Source organism: Dorea sp. AM58-8, assembly GCF_003464045.1.
Taxonomy (GTDB): Bacteria; Bacillota; Clostridia; order Lachnospirales; family Lachnospiraceae; genus Claveliimonas; species Claveliimonas ammoniilytica.
Genome location: NZ_QSDM01000056.1, coordinates 1 through 743, shown reverse-complemented (window position 1 = coordinate 743; position 743 = coordinate 1). Strand labels below are relative to the sequence as shown.

At 38.4% G+C, this 743-nt stretch carries 1 protein-coding gene; it reads right to left on the bottom strand.

The window, feature by feature from the left end; all coding sequences use genetic code 11:
• Nucleotides 1-135 precede the first annotated feature (135 nt).
• Complete coding sequence (gene tnpA / locus DXA18_RS15430; protein WP_118384590.1) at nucleotides 136-606, bottom strand: IS200/IS605 family transposase; 471 nt, start codon at nucleotides 604-606, stop codon at nucleotides 136-138.
• Between the last annotated feature and the right edge of the window lie 137 nt (nucleotides 607-743).

Here is a 743-nt window from a genome sequence, read left to right as displayed (position 1 = left end):
AATCAGCACCACCAGCTTAGCTGGTGGTTTGCTCTGTCCCTGTAAGGGACTATTACCGGCTTGGACCTCAAAGGTCCTACGAAAATAAGGTCCCCAACCGCACCTCATTCTCCGGCTAGTCCTTACAAGGACTTTTTATTTGCCTTTCATTACTGGCTCACCCGTAAACGGGTCAATATACTCTTTTAGACTTAACTGGTCATATGCTTGATCTTCCATGAGTTGATTCTTTATATACTCTTGGATTTTATTTGCATTTTTTCCACATGTATCCACATAGTATCCTCGACACCAAAATTTACGGTTCCCATATTTATATTTCAAATTTGCATGCCTATCAAATATCATTAACGAACTTTTCCCCTTTAAATATCCCATGAATGATGAAACACTTATATTAGGTGGTATTCTCACTAGCATATGTATATGATCTGGACAACACTCTGCTTCTATTATCTCTACCCCTTTTCTCTTACAAAGTGTACTCAATATATTTGCCACATCTGCTTTAATGGCTCCATATATTACCTGTCTTCTAAATTTGGGTGCAAATACAATGTGATATTTGCACTCCCATGTTGTGTGTGATAAAGTATTCTTATCCATTTTGGATACCTCCTTTGTTATATGTAGTGCGGTTTAGGACCCACACTTATTATATCATTGGAGGTTTTCTTATCTAGGGCTAAAGCCGTAAGGGGAACCACCAGCATAGCAGGTGGTTTTATTGTATAGGCATACAA

Coding starts and splice junctions, on each gene's coding strand:
- tnpA (WP_118384590.1), bottom strand. CDS start 606: ATGGATAAGAATACTTTATCACACACAACATGGGAGTGCAAATATCAC.